We start from the raw sequence: 16942 nt of genomic DNA on the forward strand, positions 1-16942 counted from the left end.
TCAGAATTTAAAACTATAGGAAAAGGAAGGGATAACGGGAAAAAGGCTGTATTGCATCACTTTCCGGTTGCCCTGATTGTCGCTGCCCAGGTCCATAAAGAATGGATTCATGCGATTGTACACATTATAAATGCCCAGGGTCCATTTCCGTTCCCCCCACCGTTTGGTTTTCCACCAGCTGAAACTCAAATCCAAGCGGTGGTAATCCCTGTTCCTGAAATTATTTCTGCTTTCGTAATATTCCACATTGGGCCTGGAAAAACCTCCATACCTGCTTATCTCCAATCCCTCGTACCGCTGCGTGGGTAGAGAAACCGCATTGCCGGTGCCATAGACCCAGGCCAGAGAAAAATCCTTATTGTCCTTCCACTCATGGGTGAGGGCAAAACTTACATCATGCCTGCGGTCATACTTGTAGGGAAACCACTTGCCAAAATTAACCTCATCAAATCTCCTCTCTGTATTGGAAAGGGTATATCCCAACCATCCGGAGATCTTTCCAACTTTTCGCTGAATCAGGAATTCGGCCCCATAGCTCCTGCCCTCTCCTACCGCTACCTTGTCCTGCCAGTCTTCATCCAGGTTGAGGTAAGTGGCTCCATCCTTATACTCAATCAGTCCATTCATGGTCTTGTAATAGGCCTCCAGCGTTATTTCAAAACCCTTGAAATTACGTACCCCTCCCAAAGCCACCTGCATGGCTTCCTGCGGTCCGATAGTTGGAGTGGCCGGCACCCACAGATCCGTTGGCAAGCCCAGTCCCGCATTGGTCAGGAGGTGAATAAACTGGGTCATGGTCACAAAGGATGCTTTTAAGGATGTGCTGGAATTCACCAGGTACCGGGCCGCAATCCTTGGCTGCAGGCTGTTGTAATGTTGGTCTTCCGTAAGGAAACCGGAATAATGAAGCCCCAGATTGGCCTTCAACCTGGGACTGAGGTTGATATCATCTTCCGCATACAGGGCATATTCCACGGAATTGAGTTCATCCGCACCCAGTCTCAGGTCATTTTCCGCCTCGCTGCTTTTGCTGGCATATACCCCGGGGGAGAACTTATGAAATATCACATTGGTACCGAACCGGATATAATGGTCCGGATTGGGGATGTAGTCAAAATCCGATTTAACTGCCCAATCCCGGATGCCTGAAAAATACCGCTCAGAATAAATATTGGTTTCGTTTACGCCGGCACCGGTGATTTTCTCCTCGTAGTTACTGAAAAGGTCAAACTTGTAGCGACTATGGGTAAAGGTGTGGTTGCTGAACAAACGGCTGTTGATCACATTGTTCCAGCGCAAAGCGGTGATAAAATTCCCCCATCTCAGGCCGAACTCTTCATCATAATCAGTTCTTTCGTTATCATAAACATAAAAGTCCTTGTATCTGGAGTAGACTTTATCGTCCCCCGAGTAAACGCTCAGATACAACCGGTTTTTGTCATTGACTACGTGGTTGATTTTACCATTCAGGTCATAGAAATAATAGCCTACATTTTCATTGCCTGAGGTTGCGGCTTTAATGATGGGCCTCGCCAAAAGATCCAGGTAGGTCCTTCTGGCTGAAAATATAAAAGAAGTTTGATCCTTTTTGATGGGCCCTTCCACGGTTACTTTGGAGGCTATCAGGCCAATAGAACCCTCCCCTTTAAATTCCTGCATGTTGCCTTCCTTCATGCTCACGTCAATCACGGAAGACAACCTGCCGCCATACCTGGAAGGGAACCCTCCCTTGATCAATTCCACATTGTTGATGGCATCGGCGTTGAATATGGAAAAGAAGCCAAACAGGTGGGAAGCATTGTACACCGGTACCCCGTCGAGCAGGATCAGATTTTGGTCCGGCCCCCCTCCCCTGACATACAGGCCGCTTCCTCCCTCAGTACCCGATTGCACTCCGGGCAACAGCTGCAATACTTTAAATACATCCACTTCCCCCATCAGAGCCGGCAGTTCCTTGATCTGTTTGATGGGGACATTAATGGAACTCATCCGGCTCACTTCCTGGATCTGGTCCATTTCTGAAGCGGACACCACTACTTCCTGGAGGTTGCCATCTGGCATCAAGCTTACATTGATCACCGTATCTTTGCCTGCTTTTAGCCTGATATGCTGGGTCTGAAAACCCACAAAGCTGAAAAACAGATCCAGACTATCACTATTGGTCGTGTAACTGTAAAAACCAAACTGGTTGGCTACGGTGCCTTTTTGCGAAATTTTATCATAAATATTCGCACCTATCAGGTGTTCGCCAGTACCTTCTTCTGTGATGGTGCCGCTAATGGTTATCTTTTGGGCAAAACCAGGTAGGTTTAAACCAAAAAGTAAAAGAATAAAAATTAATCGTTTCATTTTTTCCAGATCATAAAAAACCTTTGCATAGTACACTTTAAAATTTGTCGCAAATCTAATGAAATAAGTAAAATCAAATCATTCGTTGAGAAAATAAACTTGTTTCAACGCAACGCCGGCAAGTGCCTTTATTTATATTTCCTACAGCAAATAGCAACGTCGGCTCATTTTTCTTTCACTGCCAAAAGCATTACCTACCTAAGACGGGAAGCTGAATCATTATGCTACAAACCCAAGCCCGTTTGACGAAAAAATTTCCCTGGCCTATCCATGACAATGAAAGTTTTATTCCTTGCCTTATTTTTCTGTCATCGAAACTTTCTTTTTAAAAAAATCAAAAGCCCGAAACCCAAAGCAGAAAGCAACATAAGCAGCAAGCCCCGGAAAGGCTGACCCAGCAAATAACTTCCTGTCCCGAACAGGAAAGCATAAACTGCCATAGTGCCGGCACCAAAAGCCATGATTGCGGCCTGAAAGTCAAAATAATGCGGCGAAGTATGCTTTTCACCTTTCTCTTTCATCCAACCGTACACCCTTTTCCATCCCGGACCGGGGACGCTTGTTTTGCGAACAAATGATATCAGCAACTGCTTATCTGTGGCCGGACCGAGCAAAGCTGTCAGAACCCAGGCAATGGTCGTCAGTACTATGCCAATGACCAGTTGTTCAAGGTTTGACAGCGGGTCAAAATAAAAAGGATGAAGGAAAGCGAAATACAGGGCTACAAAAAACGAAACCCCCATGGCTACAATCTCACTCAGGGCATTGATCCTCCACCAGTACCACCTTAAAATGTAGATCAAGCCTGTGCCGGCACCTATCTGGAGCAAAATCCCAAAAGTCTGCAGGGCATTTTCCAGCTGCAGGGCGAAAAATCCACCCACAATCATGATCAGCAGGGTAGCTATCCGACCTACTGTTATCAGGTGTTTTTGTGAGGCCCCGGGGCGTACAAACCTGAGGTAAAAATCATTGACCAGGTAAGAAGATCCCAGGTTCAGCATGGTAGAAAGGGTAGACATATAAGCTGCCACAAGGGAAGTCACCACCAGCCCCATTATTCCTACCGGCATAAAGGATAGCATGGCCGGATAAGCCAGATCATCCTGAACAATCGCAGGGTCAACACCCGGGAAGGCCGTTTGAAGGGCTTGCAAATCAGGGAAAACAATGATGCTGCAAAGTGCTACGATGATCCATGGCCATGGTCTGATGGCATAGTGAACAATGGTAAACAGCATCACAGAGGAAAGGGCATTGTTCTCGTCTTTGGCGGCCAGCATGCGTTGCACGATGAACCCACCACCCCCTGGCTCGGAGCCCGGATACCAGACCGACCACCATTGAATAAAAAGCGGTACCAAAAATACGGTCAGGAATATTTCGCCATTGGAAATATCGGGTATAAAGTCAAGCTTGTCTACCACATGTTCATGCTGAAGTAAATTATCAAAACCGCCGACCGCAGGGTGGTTTACTGCTATCCAGGCGGCAGCAATGGCTCCCGCCAGAGAAAGCATAAACTGAATAAAATCGGTGAATACAACCCCCCTGAGCCCTCCGAGAGAACTATAGATTACCGTGACCAGGCCCGAAACCATCAGCGTAGCCATTGGGCTGATTCCCAGTAACACCGTTCCGATTTTAATGGCAGCCAGGGATACTCCTGAAATGATGACGACATTAAAGAATACACCCAGGTAGATCGCCCGGAATCCTCTGAGAAAAGAAGCCGCTTTGCCGCTGTACCTTAATTCATAAAATTCTATATCGGTCAACACGCCCGAACGTTTCCAGAGTTTGGCGAAGAAGAAGACAGTGAGCATGCCCGTCAGCAAAAAACTCCACCAGACCCAATTGCCGGAAATACCATTTTTCCGGACGATATCGGTAACCAGATTGGGAGTATCTGTAGAAAAGGTGGTGGCCACCATAGAAGTACCCAGCACCCACCAGGGAAGGTTGCCCCCGGCCTTAAAAAATTCATTGATGTTTTTTCCGGATTCTCCTGAGCTATACAAGCCTATCCCCAAAGAAAGGACGAAAAAAGAAACCAGGATCAGCCAATCTACCCCTTGTAATAACATGATGGAAAGTTAAGGGTTAATGGTTAAAAAAATAGCAGGAAGAACCTTAAAACAACCCTATTTGATGATGTGCCGATTTGAAGATTTGAGAATGTGCCGATGATTTGATTTCCTCCCTATGGAGATACTTATTTTCTTCTGTACGGATTGATGGGAATTAACCTCACGGAATTTTTTTAACTCAAGCCCAGTAAGAGCGAAATATATTCCCCTTTCCATAGCAGTATGTATCGTGGTAGTTTGATAATGTTAGGAAGTAAAAGATAGCCAAATTTGTGATTTGGCAAATCAAGAATTGTCTGACAGACCCGACAAATGGATAATTTGGAGGAACTTCAAGAAGGCAAAAAACCATTGAGTGGCACTAACGCTCCATTATTTCATACAGAATGTTGTGAGGAGATACTTGTCTCCCTTATTTTTTGAAAATATCCGCTCCGCTGTTCTGGAGTCCTCATTGCTAGTTCATATTTGGTTCCAGGGCACTTCACAGGTACCCCTCCCCAGTTAATATCCGCTTGTACCCACTTCAAAAGCATTAATAAACTGTTAAAACTGACAAGCTTGAATGTCTGAACTCGAACGTTCCGATTCTGAACTTCGACGTTGAACTTCGGAAGTGCCTGATTTCATCAAAAAAAACGCTCTTTCCGGCTAAAAATGACAAAACCTGACATTTTTTCCGGAATTTTCCGGTTTGATATAAAAAACAGGGGACTTCGAAAGTGGGCTGGAGCACTTCATAATCGAAGTTGTCAGTTTTTTATATTCAAGCTTGCGGTTCGGAGGTGGGGCATTGTACATTTTGACCGGAAAATTTCACCTTTTTGGCCGCTCGTTTGAGTTTTAAGGTGATCGCTGGCAGTAAAAACTGACAAGCTTGAGATTTAAGACCGCATCGTCGAATAAATTAACCTAAAGCAAGGGCCTGCGAAGTGTGGCAGCAGGCATCAAAGGTATCATCTCTTACTTCTGAAGTCCAAAAAATAAGGGTGCAGCCTGTTTCTTTCGGACTGCACCCTTTAATTGATTTGGGGTGACATAAGCAACTTTTTAATGTTTAAATTTCGGTTCCATTGGACGAGGGCGTACGGGATTTCTGAAACCGCTGTTTGAGGTCTTCATAGATCACCTTGGCATCGGCGGCATTCACTTTGGCACCGTACTTCACGGAATTGTAAAAACTCAAAGCACCTACATAAGCCTCTGAACCGGCCATCATCACGGTATCGTTCAGGTTGCTTTCCAGCTGCTGCAAGTCCCGGAGCACTGGCATCAGGCCTTTTACCACATTCCAGTCTTTGTCCATTTCCTCAAGATTTACATAGGGAGGCAAAAACTGACTGTCATCCCGGGCGTATTCCATCACCTTTTCCACAAAGGGAAGGGTGCCGTCACTCATTTTAGGCACCGTCTGCCGCTCGGAGGGGCTAAGGGCGATCATGTACGGACCCAGGGTAGTTTTCAGCGTAGCCAAAGCCTCCCTGACAGCCTGAAGCTCTGCCTCAGGAATCTGAATGGATACTGCATTTTTTGTACTCATGGTAAATAAATTTAAAATGAAACATAAAATTCCCTGATGAAAATATCTTTTTTGGATTTAAAATGCAAATATTTGGGCTTTAAATTGGTTAACAAGTTGGTTTTTTTAAAGAGCTTATAGTTGTCTGAGAGGGAATGGATAATTTGTACTAAGGAAAAAGATCGCAAGTTCCTACATTTAGAAAGACAAATTCTCATTGAAGAAGTTAATATTGCTCAAAAATTACTACGAAACGTTTATTAATAGTAACCCAATAATAACTACTGGTGGGAATAAAATTAAAATATGATAAATTAAACTTGTTTTTATGTAATAATCAATATAAATTAAAAATACGTTCCATTTATTTAATTGGTGATATTCGGATTTGGTAGCTTTGAACATATCAAGGTCAATTGAGTGATGATTTTCGTATCTTTCTAAAATCCGCTCATATTTTCTAGATAATTTCTCAGCAACCTCCCTTTTCTCGTCAAGACTTGGACTATTAGTTAATGTTTTAAAAATCCTGAGGTCATTATATAAACTTGAAAGTTCAAGTCCACAATTATGATATTGCTTTGCTTTTGAACTGTAATCTTTCGATTTTTCTATTTGACCAAAAACCAGTAGTAAAATAGACAGACTAGTCACCGAATAAGCAATCAGATTTTGGTCAATATTTTCAACTGAATAAATATTATATACGGAAAGTAAACCAACTGCTATCAGATAAACAGATAACATACTGGTACACAAATTAGATAAATCTGAAATTCTTAATAATCTTTTATTTGCATTAAAACGACCTCCTTTAGTTGACCAAATTTTATAATTTAACTCCTCTAAGAAAGTCTTTTCCAAATAATCTTTATATGACTTTACCTTTTCCAATATTACTTATTCTAGAAATAATCTTTAATTACAATTTATTTTCAATTTTTCTTAACCTTTCAGAAATATCCATTTCATACCGTTCGAGTAGCTTCTGATTATCTATTGCAGTATTGATATCCATTTTCAATACTCTCAATTCATTCAATATTTTATCAAGCTTATTATCTAAAATAATCTGATTGTTTAACAACCTTCTAAATTCTTCCGCTGCCATAATATTTCTATTTTAATTTGTAAAACCTTTGAAATGCTAAATTAAACAAGAAATTAAAACTAATCCAAACCAATTCAAATTAATTATGAGAGGGTCCATAGAGATTTTTTATTAAGAAACTAGCATGCATTATTATCTCATGAATTAACAAAATAATCTTCAATCTTTCTGCAAATGTAGGGCAACATATAAAAATATTTAAAGTGAGACTATTTATAGGAAGGAACCAACTTATTTTACTCATTACCATTGATTGTTCGTGTTCAAAGGAGAAATTATCTTAAATACTTTCAGTAATTTCATTAGAAAGATTAGACATCTCCACCTTTGTTCTTCTGCTATTTCAAGAATTTCAAATTCAAAGAGTTGCTCTTAAATCTCTCACAAGTATTATGTTTCGATCGTAATATCAAGTGTCATTAATAACATATTTAATTAATAAATTAAAATACTAATTTCGTTTAAACCAATAAATACATTGTTGAAATTTAAAAAATAAAAACAGTCACATCAACCTTTACATTTAATACATTTCATTTAACTTTTATGTCATATGCATATCTAGACTTGATCTTTGGTTCACCTTTCTTATCTAGAACATGCTTAATTTCTAAACGACATAAAATTATTGTTCCAGTCGTAAAACTAATTTTTCTATTCAATACATTTTGTTTAAAATCAACATCTCCAATTTTAAAGTCAATTGGCTCGCTATCAAAATAACCCTTCCAACTATCATTCCCCTTTTTAAATACAGGAGAAATTATTTCAACTTCAGCATCATCAATTATTTTAGGTTCCAATTCAATTTCGTCTACAATAAATTGTTTAAATTTTGATTTTGGAACAAATTTCTCTTCTGAAACTGGTTTATTTTCAGCATCCAATTCAAGCGTAGAAATTTGGGTTATTTTATTTTCCATATCTAAATATTCATAAAAATTTGATTTTAAAACCTTTACTTTCCCATCGAGCAAAAAATACCCAATTATTTTATTGAGTGAATCATTTTTTTCAACTTCTGTATTTACTTGATTTAATTTTTCAATCTCTTTATTTAATAGGATTTTTTGCATTTCAAGAACTTCTATTTGAAGATTTTCCAATTTGTCATTTTCGGAAATAAAATCTGAAACTACATTTGTTAAAATATTAGTAAAGATTCCACCGAAATATGTAACAGCAATAAGAAGGTTTTTATTCCTTTTTTTATTTAAAAATTTAATAAATTCTTTTATACCGCCTTCTTCAAGTGCTTCGATTTCTATCTCAAAGTCGTATTTCAATTCTTTAGAAATGTAGATTATAAGTCTTAACAATTCTAACTCTGCCTTATTCCTTACAAATGCATTAAAGGAATGTGAATCGTTCTCTAAGTAGTAGTGAAGTTGTAATTTTTCCATATATGATTTTCTTTAGTTGCTTTCCACTATCCTTATCTCCTCCTCCGTCAAGCCATACAATTCATACACTAACCGATCGATTTCCTGGTCGATGCTGGTGATTTCGGCCTGGAGGTCCTGGGCTTTGGCTTTTTGTTCATTGAAATAGGCCATCCATTCGGCTTCTTCTGACAAACTCAACTTGACCTTTGCCTTTTTTAACTCTGCCAAAAATCCTTTGAAATCTAAGGAAGGCCAGTTTTGGAGTTTGGTGGATGGTTTTTCGATGGAATACTTTTTTTGAATTAAATTTAAAAAGTTAGATAGAACTTTCTGGTTTGATTCTGTTGCGTTGATAACTAAATTCGCAAAGGCATCAAATTGTTCTTCATTTTTTAACTCAGGAATTGGTATTTGTTCGAAATACTGTGGCTTAACCTCAATATATCCCCCACTTCTTACCACGCAAATTGATTTTAAATATGCCCAAATCAATTTTGAGTTTATGATACAAAGCAATGTAAGATTTGATGATGGAAGGATAACAGACGGTGCATTTATATAATACCCTTTAAAATCAATAGAAAATTTTGGCTGGGATTGTAGATTTGGCCAAGTGATTTTAGGACTTTCAAATAGTTTGTAATAATCAACTGAATCTTGAATTTCAAACCATCGATACGGACCTGGCTTCCGTCCCATTTTTTGATCTTCGGAATTTCTAGGCGTTAGTCTGTCCTTAAATTGATTTAAATAGCCTTCAATCGATGGGTAATTCGTTATATCAGTTCCTCTCCGTGTAAAAATTAAATATTTATCAATATCCTCTGAAACCCACTTACTTTGATCTTTCCCTTCAAAAAATGACTTTATAAGCTCCTTAGAACTCGAATCTTCTGATTCCAACCTTTCTTTTGTGACCCCATTGATTATAAAAGCATCGTTGTATCCAGTTACGATTCCTCTAAAACATTTACCAAATACCTCTCTAACAGTTTTATTCATTTTTATTTTTTCGAAAATCTCGAATAGTTCCTTAGAAATAAAACTCCAACTATCTGATGAAAGAGAACTTTGAATAACAACTAAACCTCCAAGTAGGTCAATATCTATCACAGATCCCTGTAATTTTTTTGGTACCTTTTTATAAATAAATTCCGTTTCGTCAAATCTCCTATTTCTGGAAATTAATATGATAGGATAGGTGGTAGCTCCTTCAAAGATTTGAACCTCAGTAAAATCTATAAGTTCAACAAATTCAGTTTCAGAATTTAAAAATTCTCTTAATTTTTTGGCTGCTTTCGTTTTATCAAAAGTGTTAGATATAAAGCCAAACAAAGAATCTTTTCTTAATATTTTAAATGCCACCTCATAGAAATAAGCGAATAGATCAGAAGTACCTTCGAATACCTTATATTTTTTTTCAAGGTACGGCTTGATTTCTCCAAATAATTCTTGCCTGACATAAGGCGGATTCCCCACCACCACATCAAAACCTCCCTTGGCAAAGACCTGCGGAAACTCTTCCTGCCAGTTAAAGGCCAGGTCTCCCGAAACGGCCGGATCGTCGATCAGGGAGTTGCCTACTTTGATATTCGAGTTAAGACTGCTGAGTTTGCGGCCTTTCTTTGCCGTGCGCAGCCAGAGTGAAAGGCGGGCGATTTCTACCGATTCCTCGTTGATGTCCACGCCAAAGATGTTGTTTTCGAGGATGTGGTTTTCCACATTGGGAAGGACCAGGGGCGAATCGAAAAGCTGGGATTCGAGTTCGTCCACGTAGCGGTGCTCGGCCATCAGGAATTCCAGTACCTGATTCAGAAAAGCCCCGGAACCACAGGCCGGATCGCAGATGGTGAGCTGCAGCAGCCAGACACGGTAGGTATCCAGTTTTTCCTTGAGCTTCTGTATGGTTTTTTTCTGTCTGCCCCGCTTGCCCTCAGCAAATTCCTCGTCAATCAAGGCCAGTTCCTCCTTTTTCTCCATACAGAGTCTGCCCAGGGTATTGTCCACGATGTATTTGGTGATGTACTTGGGGGTATAGAAGACACCATCCCGCTTGCGTTTGGTTTTGGACTTATCTACTTCCTCACCTGCCAGCTGGGCGCGGACATTTTCGATGTCGTTCAAGCTATGCTCAAAGATATGCCCCAGGATATTGGTATCTACCTCGGATTCAAAATCGTATTCCGTCAGCTTCTTTACGTGCTTTTCGAGAACCTCATCCGATATTTTGAGCGCTTCCAAAACGGGGTCCGGGGCGAATAGTCCTCCATTATAGGCATGGATTTCGGCTTTGCCAGGCTGCACACGTCCCGTGTTCAGGTAGCCGAAGTATTTCTTGAACCGATCGTAAAGGGGCCGGTATTCGTCCAGTTCTCTCAGTTTATGCCACTGCCCCACGATTTCCATGATGGAATTGGGCGGCAATAATCCCTTGTCCTCCGCAAAAAAGATAAACAGAAAGCGGTCCAGCAGCTTTTGGCTTTTTTTATAGAGTTCCAGTTCATCCTGTCCGGGATTTTTGGCCACCATGTCCTGCCAGAGTTGCTGCTTGAAGGAGGAGTAATCGGCATAAAGCTGTTTGGTAATTTGCTCTTCCACGAGCAGGGATTCCTCTTTGAGCTTTTTGGGCAGATCCCGGAGCAGGTTGTCCTTTTGGAGGAGCAGCCAGAAAAGCTGGAAATCCTCCAATTGCATGCCGAATACATTGAACTCCACAAAATCCACGGCATTGTCGATGTAAAAGCGCAGCTTTTCGAAGTTGCTGGTAATGACATAGCGGCATTCGGGCTGGTTGTTTTTGTAGTTGAAGGCCTGGTCCCGGACCTTTTCCAGGTCTTTGGTATCGGTCCCTTTCAGTTCGATCACAGCCAGGGCATTTCCATCACGAAGAATGGCTCCATCGGTCTTTTTGGCGTCTTTGGTATTTTTTAGTTCCGTGGTCAGGTTATAATCCGGATTGGGATTGATGGTATAGCCCAGGATATTGACAAAGAGTTCGCGGAGAAAGCCTTCCTGAAACTGCTCTTCCTTGGATGCCCGGATATTGCCATGAATTCTGGGATTGTGAAAATAGGCCCTGTAAGCTTCAAAGGCCTCTTTGATGGGGAGATTGTCCTGGGCGGCAAGGTATTTTTTTCGTACGGAATTTTGGAATAGCGCCATTCAAAAAAGATTGATGATCGGAAAGTTAAAATGAAACGTTTCCTAAAAATAGAAAGAATGATGGTTTTAGGTAAACCAATGGCAAAAATTATTGAAATTTTTAACAGGAAATCGACTGAAATTATCAGAATGGAAGGGAAGGCACCAAAAATATAATTGTTGGTTCAAGAAAATACCTCAACCTTTCAGTATACCCCAAGTTAATCTATTTTGTGATATCCGGTTTTATTTATTTAGGTGACGAAATTAAACTAATCTATATTTTTTTTGACTAATTTTTTATTAAAATATATATTTTGATTGTATATTTAATTTAAACATGCTAATTTTAATTGAAATATTATTTTTTATTTAACAAATTATCCCATGAGAAAATCTTTCTACCTCGCGATTTTACCTTTGTTTTTGCTTACAAACATTGTATTTGCCACTAAACCTCCAAGTGTTGACCCCGTTCCTCCTAGGGTTAATGTAGATGGCACCTGGTACAACGATGGCGAAACAGCATACATCGAATGCAGTAAAACAAGTATTACTGTATATATTGATCCTTTTTCCACTGGATCCAGTATCATTGGAATAGTGGTGAATCCTTCGGCCAATTTCTCCATTAGCGATACTCCTTATTCTGTTCAAAAAACGCTAAATTTAGACCCGGCCCAACAAAACGGATTTATTGATGTAGGCTTTGAATAAAATGATGAAAGAATGACCGTATATATCCGGCAAAAGCCTCCTGAACCCATTATTACAGCAGGATCCAACGTTTGTGCTGGCAATAGTGGTAGTTTTACGGCTATCAGTAATTATGATTTTCAAAGCACAAAACCAATAAACCTGGTTTGGCAGACAACTGGTGGGGTCACCGTTAATGGGAGTAGTAGCTATACGGAACAGCCTGGAGTATCCAGTACAGTCACTATCGCAAATAGTTCTTCGGGATCCTTTTCTGTCAAAGCTGTTATTGCCGGTTGTAGTAGTTTAGAAAGCACCCCGAAAACCGAAAATATGGGTACGCCGGTCATAGCAAATCCCAATTATTGGTTATTTGATTCCTATTCCAATATGTGGCAATTTAGCCAAAGTGTAACCGGGCCTGGAATAACTTATAACTTTTATGTTTCTTCTGGTTCTGCCCAACTAAATCAACAGCTTCAGGACTGTTATATCACCACAACAGAGGGAGCTACGGTTTGTGTAACCGGCACAAATTCATGTGGAACAGGTACACCTTATTGTTTTTACATCCCTCCGGCCAGTGGCCTACTTCGAACAGTTTATCCAAACCCTGTTACCAACCTACTAACTTTAGAATTCAATACCAGTAAATCATCCTATTCCATTCCATTTGAGGTGATTCTTTATTCTGAAAAAACTATGGAGGCAGTTATTCACCTAACTCAAGAGGAGGTCAATTCACTAGAATCCTTTAAAACAAATCACGGAATTGAGATGGATGTAGCAGATTTACCCCGAGGGATTTATTATCTTCATACAATACCTGATAAAAAATCAAAGCTCGCTATTCAAAAGACAAAAATCATTTTAGAATAAAAAATCGTTATTAATACGAACAAAAAAATACTGACCTTTCACCATTAATTAATCTGATTATGAAATACAGAAATAGAATGGTTGCCTTTATTGGCGTTGTACTTTTTTTGAGTGCCTCATGGGACGGGTACGGGCAGACCGGTATCCGGATAGGAATTACTGGCGGTGTTAATGCCGGTCAGCTTAAAAACAGTATTAACCTGACAGATAGGTTGTGGAAGTACAATGCAGGGCTTGCGTTTGCAAAACCACTTTCTGGAGATTTTTCCCTTACAAGCGAACTGGTCTACAGCAAACAGGGTGGCAGCATAGACGGGTCTCAATCGAACAAATTACTTACTCATTTTGACTACATCGCGCTTCCTGTCCTGGTTCGTTTCAGACCAGGTGGGAAAAATATTTTCCTCCAGGCAGGTGGCAAGTTTGGGTATCTGCTAAAAGGTGAAAGGTTAAATACCAACAATAGTTCTCCAAATGACATACCGCATCTCCGCCAGTGGGACGCTGGAGCATTAGCTGGTCTGGGTTATCGGCTGGGAAACCATATTGTCGTAGATGTCCGGTACTATCATGGACTGGCACCTTTGATTAAAGATCATTGGATATTGGATGGCGATTTAAATCCAATTTTTTATGGGGCCGACCGATTGGTCCACCGGGTGTGGTCGATGAATCTGACGTATTATCTCTGATTGAGAAATATCCCGCCCCTGTGGGGTTCAGGACAACCAGTCAATTCTATAACGATGGGCTGCACCCATCGCTGAGGTATCACGCTCTTTCAGGGCTGGAATTATGAGTAAGTTTTTTGAGATGGAATGCATTTATTTCAATAGCGTATTCTTGGCTGAATGGAAAACAAACGAGTACCCAGGCACTGAAAGTGCCGAATACCAAAACACAGGGTGAAGCCCTGTGAAATGAATGCTCCCTACGTGAGACTTCAATCTGCTTTGCCCGCACCACTGAAGCAAAGGGGAGAAACCGATTTTCCATTAAGTGCAGCTCATTCTCTGTAGCGGTACTCTCCTACAATTTGATGGCAGGATTTTCTGTCTGCCTGATTAAGGTATTGCAGGTAAAAAAAATTAGGCCTAACAAACCAGTAAGCAGATCCATTGGTTTGTCCTTCAAAAACAGCTCCCTGATGGTATTTATCCCATTCAATTATCGCCGGCGGCATGGGGTAGCATCCCCGGAGCACTTCCCAGGTTGGCTAAATTTTGTTCCAATCGGGCAATGGCTATAATTTTCATGGTATTCCTGTTTTAATTTTTTTATCGCTTATAAGGTTGATTATTTTTCCCTGCCCTATTATCCATTAATGACCTTCAAACCAGTATCCCTCAAATTCAGTCCGGATCTTTTCCAAGTCTTCCGTATAGGCCGGATCATGGGTAAAATGGCTGGTCTCATAGGGATCCTCCTTCAGGTCCATCAGCCGTTCTTCAAATCCGGCGGCATCGTAACGGATGTATTTCAGTCCGTCTTCCCGGATCACGGCCCTGCTGATCTCCCCTTCAATGCCCAGGGAAGTTCTCCAGTCAATCTCCCTGCCCTCAAATAAAGGCCTTAATTTTCTCCCCCGGGGATCCGCTTCTGCTGCTATCCCGGCGTAATCCGCCACTGTCGGCAAAATGTCCAATCCCACGGAAACCAGATGTCGGTCATCTACCTGGCCTGCCGGGATTTTCCCTTTCCACATGGCGGTAAATGGCACTTTTACCGATTCCTCATACAATACGTTTTTATGTTCCAGCCGATGGGATCCATCCATGTCCCCGTGTTCGCTGCTGAAAATAACGAGGGTTTCTTCCTCGGTTCCACTCTCCATAAGCGCATCCAGGATTACCTGAACATGGGCATCCACCATTTCCGTCAACCGGGCATAGGCCCAGCGATGCATGCGCCACTGCTCCTCTGTATATTCTTCCCGGGCGCCGCTGCGAAAGGTCCTGGGATCACGATTTAAAAACAGCTCGATGGCTTTTGCTTCGTCTTCCTGGGGTTCGAAATTGGGAGGTAGCGGTGGACAATATTTCTCAAAAAATTCTTCCCGACTTACACCTTCTGGTATTTGTAATGCCCTATCCAGATTTGATAATTCCGTTTTGAAATGGGTTTGCAAATGATCCAGATAAGTGGAATCCGCGAAATCTCGTATCGCCATAAAGCAAATATCATGTGGAATGATCAGGGAAACCGTCATAAAATAGGGGTTTTCATGATCTGCCCTGATGTAGTCGGCGGCCTTACCAGCCAACTCCCCTCTCGCATCTTCGGTAAGCACCTCAAATCCGACCAGGTCAGGATCTACGAATGCCGGTAGATGCTGTTTGCCCCCATATACCAGGTCGTAGCCGGCCTGTTTCAGGTAGTCGGCCAAATTTTCCTTCGAAGCCTCCGGGCTGTCAGCGGGGATATCCATAGAACCCGCATTGTTCCTTACTTGTCTTCCCCGGGAGTCATTATAGAAACCCGGAAACCTCCCTGTCATAATGCTTAACCGCGAGGGTGAACATACCGGATTGGTGACGTAGGCACGGGTAAAGCGAATGCCGTTATTGGCAATATAATCCATGGCAAGGGTTTGCAGGTATTTATTTCCTGAACTGCTCATCATGCTTTCACTTTGCTGATCGGTGAGAATCAAGATAATATTTGGCCGGATTGCCTTCTCCTTACAGGAATGGAGCGCTAGAAGACATAAAAGAGAAAAAACCGGCGAGAGGATACTAATTTTCATGGGCAGTACTTAAAATAGAGTCGAATAAAACAAAAATTGTCATTCATTCACAACTATTTTTTAACAAAGCATCAACGACCACTAGTTGCCCTTTCTTATTTGGATGGCTTTCTCAGCGTATTTTCTATACCATTCTATCGGGCAATGCTGCCTGAAGTTTTCAAGGGCGCTTATTATTTGCTCATCGTCTTTCGAATGCGCCAGCGATACCTCAAGATCAGAAAGTTTGCGGTTCCAGATATGATTGGTAGTACGCAGGGCATTTACCGTCTCAATAGGATCGGTTGGTGTTTCCGGAAAGCCCAAATCGGCAATTACATGCGTGATAATCCGTTCATAAGCCTGGTTGAAAGGTTCGTAGGCTTCCTTTAATACGTCCACGTATCCGGCGAGGATATTCAATCTTTCAAAGGAAGATTTAGCGTTGTCCAGATTGTATAGCCCGATTTCGGCCCAATATATCGCTTCGCCGAATTCCTTCATCTGCCGGTTGGATCGGATCACCAAGCCGATGACATGAAAGTATAGAGAGGGATGGTGGCTGGGGGCCAAATGCTCGATGACTTTTTTAAAATGGGCGATTGCCTGAGGATACCTGCCGGCCTGACAATAGCAAAAACCGATCTGATTGTGGAGTTTTACGGCATACACATCAGGATCCATGCTTTCTATTATTGTCTCAGCGTAGCTGTTTACAAGCTCAATTTGCTGTTGATAATCCCAAATCGGAATATCTCTGTACAATTTAAGTACGATTTCTTTTGGTAAAAAGTCGGATGTTAATTGGTCTTTATTCATGCTTAATGCTGTTCAGGCCATTGCCCTACAAAAACCACAAACATATTCCTGAACCATCCCCGCAGTTTGCCTAAATAGTTATTCAGCTCGAATAGCACTTACCGAATAATCCACCTAAAACCTAAACGACACCTCCAGGCCTAAACCGGGTTTGTTGAGGCCAAACTTAAATTGCCTGAAACGTTTTGTCCACCTGAAAGAACCAGGGTTAGCTGAACAATCTGGGAG

12 protein-coding genes are annotated in these 16942 nt (G+C 41.3%); 3 read left to right on the forward strand and 9 right to left on the reverse strand.

Features of this window, described 5'->3' with window-relative positions; all coding sequences use genetic code 11:
- From BUB19_RS06820 to BUB19_RS06850, 7 genes are all read right to left on the reverse strand, one after another.
- On the reverse strand, nt 1-2349 hold the full coding sequence (locus tag BUB19_RS06820) for a TonB-dependent receptor (protein WP_073093834.1): 2349 nt from the start codon (nt 2347-2349) through the stop codon (nt 1-3).
- 308 nt (nt 2350-2657) lie between these two features.
- Complete coding sequence (locus tag BUB19_RS06825) at nt 2658-4436, reverse strand: sodium:solute symporter family protein (RefSeq protein WP_073093763.1); 1779 nt, start codon at nt 4434-4436, stop codon at nt 2658-2660.
- A gap of 1060 nt (nt 4437-5496) precedes the next feature.
- Nucleotides 5497-5979, reverse strand: a complete 483-nt coding sequence (locus tag BUB19_RS06830) for a hypothetical protein (protein WP_073093764.1) — start codon at nt 5977-5979, stop codon at nt 5497-5499.
- A 225-nt stretch (nt 5980-6204) separates the two neighbouring features.
- A complete protein-coding gene (locus tag BUB19_RS06835) occupies nt 6205-6852 on the reverse strand; it encodes an SLATT domain-containing protein (RefSeq protein WP_084097049.1) in 648 nt (215 codons plus the stop codon).
- 28 nt (nt 6853-6880) lie between these two features.
- Nucleotides 6881-7069 (reverse strand): hypothetical protein, encoded by a 189-nt coding sequence (locus BUB19_RS06840; RefSeq protein ID WP_073093766.1) that lies wholly within the window; start codon nt 7067-7069, stop codon nt 6881-6883.
- 533 nt (nt 7070-7602) lie between these two features.
- Nucleotides 7603-8472 (reverse strand): hypothetical protein, encoded by an 870-nt coding sequence (locus BUB19_RS06845; RefSeq protein ID WP_143155928.1) that lies wholly within the window; start codon nt 8470-8472, stop codon nt 7603-7605.
- A 12-nt stretch (nt 8473-8484) separates the two neighbouring features.
- Complete coding sequence (locus BUB19_RS06850) at nt 8485-11616, reverse strand: Eco57I restriction-modification methylase domain-containing protein (protein ID WP_073093768.1); 3132 nt, start codon at nt 11614-11616, stop codon at nt 8485-8487.
- Between the two features lie 366 nt (nt 11617-11982).
- Between BUB19_RS06850 and BUB19_RS06855 the strand changes: the two genes are divergently transcribed.
- From BUB19_RS06855 to BUB19_RS06865, 3 genes are read left to right on the forward strand one after another with little or no spacing between them, the layout of a single operon-like run.
- Entirely contained in the window at nt 11983-12312 is a 330-nt protein-coding gene (locus BUB19_RS06855) for a hypothetical protein (protein WP_073093769.1), read from the forward strand.
- A gap of 12 nt (nt 12313-12324) precedes the next feature.
- Nucleotides 12325-13170, forward strand: coding sequence for a T9SS type A sorting domain-containing protein (locus BUB19_RS06860; protein ID WP_073093770.1), 846 nt, complete (start codon nt 12325-12327; stop codon nt 13168-13170).
- A gap of 59 nt (nt 13171-13229) precedes the next feature.
- Nucleotides 13230-13862 (forward strand): porin family protein, encoded by a 633-nt coding sequence (locus BUB19_RS06865; protein WP_073093771.1) that lies wholly within the window; start codon nt 13230-13232, stop codon nt 13860-13862.
- Nucleotides 13863-14491: 629 nt separating this feature from the next.
- On the opposite strand, the gene BUB19_RS06870 is transcribed toward BUB19_RS06865, so the two are convergent.
- Both BUB19_RS06870 and BUB19_RS06875 read right to left on the reverse strand, forming a co-directional pair.
- Nucleotides 14492-15916, reverse strand: a complete 1425-nt coding sequence (locus tag BUB19_RS06870) for a sulfatase family protein (RefSeq protein WP_073093772.1) — start codon at nt 15914-15916, stop codon at nt 14492-14494.
- An 81-nt stretch (nt 15917-15997) separates the two neighbouring features.
- Nucleotides 15998-16714 (reverse strand): tetratricopeptide repeat protein, encoded by a 717-nt coding sequence (locus tag BUB19_RS06875; protein WP_073093773.1) that lies wholly within the window; start codon nt 16712-16714, stop codon nt 15998-16000.
- Nucleotides 16715-16942: the final 228 nt, after the last annotated feature.

Origin of the sequence: Cyclobacterium lianum (assembly GCF_900143075.1) — a bacterium.
Classification (GTDB): Bacteria; Bacteroidota; Bacteroidia; order Cytophagales; family Cyclobacteriaceae; genus Cyclobacterium; species Cyclobacterium lianum.

Excerpts from the sequence above, each read along its gene's own strand:
- BUB19_RS06820 (WP_073093834.1), bottom strand. The coding sequence starts at position 2,349 with ATGAAACGATTAATTTTTATTCTTTTACTTTTTGGTTTAAACCTACCT.
- BUB19_RS06825 (WP_073093763.1), bottom strand. The coding sequence starts at position 4,436 with ATGTTATTACAAGGGGTAGATTGGCTGATCCTGGTTTCTTTTTTCGTC.
- BUB19_RS06830 (WP_073093764.1), bottom strand. The coding sequence starts at position 5,979 with ATGAGTACAAAAAATGCAGTATCCATTCAGATTCCTGAGGCAGAGCTT.
- BUB19_RS06840 (WP_073093766.1), bottom strand. The coding sequence starts at position 7,069 with ATGGCAGCGGAAGAATTTAGAAGGTTGTTAAACAATCAGATTATTTTA.
- BUB19_RS06845 (WP_143155928.1), bottom strand. The coding sequence starts at position 8,472 with ATGGAAAAATTACAACTTCACTACTACTTAGAGAACGATTCACATTCC.
- BUB19_RS06850 (WP_073093768.1), bottom strand. The coding sequence starts at position 11,616 with ATGGCGCTATTCCAAAATTCCGTACGAAAAAAATACCTTGCCGCCCAG.
- BUB19_RS06855 (WP_073093769.1), top strand. The coding sequence starts at position 11,983 with ATGAGAAAATCTTTCTACCTCGCGATTTTACCTTTGTTTTTGCTTACA.
- BUB19_RS06860 (WP_073093770.1), top strand. The coding sequence starts at position 12,325 with ATGACCGTATATATCCGGCAAAAGCCTCCTGAACCCATTATTACAGCA.
- BUB19_RS06865 (WP_073093771.1), top strand. The coding sequence starts at position 13,230 with ATGAAATACAGAAATAGAATGGTTGCCTTTATTGGCGTTGTACTTTTT.
- BUB19_RS06870 (WP_073093772.1), bottom strand. The coding sequence starts at position 15,916 with ATGAAAATTAGTATCCTCTCGCCGGTTTTTTCTCTTTTATGTCTTCTA.
- BUB19_RS06875 (WP_073093773.1), bottom strand. The coding sequence starts at position 16,714 with ATGAATAAAGACCAATTAACATCCGACTTTTTACCAAAAGAAATCGTA.